At 42.3% G+C, this 1,460-nt stretch carries 1 protein-coding gene and 1 pseudogene; both read right to left on the bottom strand.

What is annotated here, in order from left to right:
• Positions 1–275: 275 nt before the first annotated feature.
• Positions 276–1,256, bottom strand: a complete 981-nt coding sequence (locus CDG79_RS40490; RefSeq protein ID WP_094347040.1) for an A1S_2505 family phage non-structural protein — start codon at positions 1,254–1,256, stop codon at positions 276–278.
• A pseudogene (locus CDG79_RS44675) lies at positions 1,205–1,460 on the bottom strand (hypothetical protein); the annotation flags it as partial. The gene CDG79_RS40490 and the pseudogene CDG79_RS44675, both read right to left, overlap by 52 nt.

The raw sequence follows: 1,460 nt of genomic DNA, 5'->3' as shown, positions 1-1,460 counted from the left end.
TCGACAAAAGTCACGGCGAGCTGCGATGAATGATCAGTATATGGTTTCTGTTTTGGCTGCGGCTCTTCCAAACTCAATACTCTCCTAGAATCTACCTGTCAATAGGGTTTGAGACGCGCTAACCCTGAGGGTTTATCAGAGCGCACTTGGATGTCCAAATCTTGGGATTCAATTGTTCGTAGTCGTTAGAAAGCTCCTTTCCACTCGAAGATTGTGTTGATAACCATACTAGGAGTGTTAAGGTCGATATTTTTGGGTTTTACTTTCATTCTTTCTCACCAATTCCCTAACTTTTTGTAATTTTTGTCAACCCAGTTATAAATTATGATTCGGCGGTTTAATTTTGTTGCATCAGCAATACAATTAGCTGTTCCTCCAGGTTGTCCATCCCAGATTACAATTATCATGTCGTGGGCATTTTTTATTTGATTAACCACCCAACGGTTGCGAGCATTTAAACATTTAATGCCACCTGCTTCCTGATAGGTCAGGTTAGAAACAAATTTGATACTGTCGCATTGGGATAACAACTGGTAGTACTTCTCTTGGTCGGATTTATTCCACGCAAGTTCAAGATTGGTGCAGGGTACGGCAGCAGTTAGGTTTATTTCAATGGGGTATTTGCCCTTTAGCCCCAAGACTATTTCTGTGGCAGCGGTATCGATTCCTAGTGCCATACCCGAATAAAACTGGATGCGTTTGTATCCCCATTCAAGTGCGCGAACGCAAGCACGAACAATCATGCCTTCAAGTCGGCTATGTACCTGCTTCCATCCCGACTCATCAAATTTTTGATGCCTGTTTCCCGTGAATGCCACTTTTAGGGTTGGTTTATCTTCGATGAGGCAGTCAACAAACTCTTGGGGCAGCCAGATATTGGGAGGAAGATTGAAATTGCCAATCAGGGAAGCTATCTCTAAGTCGGTGTATCCTGCAAGGTTGCATCCAATCCTGGTTGTTAGGAATTCTAGTTCAGGATGAGTATTTGCATATTCGACTAGTTTCTCAATCTGGGATTTGATTTGGGGAAGGGGAATTGACCGGATACCCTTATTTAGGTCTTTGGTTGCGATCGCCCAGGATTGTCCTTGCCGTCCTTGGGGATTGCCGTATTCTGCATTGCAGTACTGTCGGGCAAATAAAGCACTTCCAGCGCCATGTCTTCCTTCTGTGTTGCTGCCAAAGACAAAAATCTGGTCTTTTACTAGTTTGGTAATTCTGTCAGGAATAATTTTGTAGGGATGATTATTTGACATTTGGTTCTTTTATCCAAAAGATGCATATTGGGGTATCTGTGGTTAAATGTCTTTAATTCTGCTTGAGCAGCAGTTAGCGCTCTTTTATGTCTCTGGTGAGAGAAAAATGCTCTGATTTGCTGAGATTTTTGAAACTCCTTGAAGGCTGTGAAGAATGCAGACGCTGCTATGTCGGAAATATTGGGATTTATCAAATATATCTGT

The organism is Nostoc sp. 'Peltigera membranacea cyanobiont' 232 (assembly GCF_002245985.1).
Classification (GTDB): Bacteria; Cyanobacteriota; Cyanobacteriia; order Cyanobacteriales; family Nostocaceae; genus Nostoc.
Note: the sequence above shows the minus strand (reverse complement) of the source record. Positions and strands in the feature narration are given on the sequence as shown.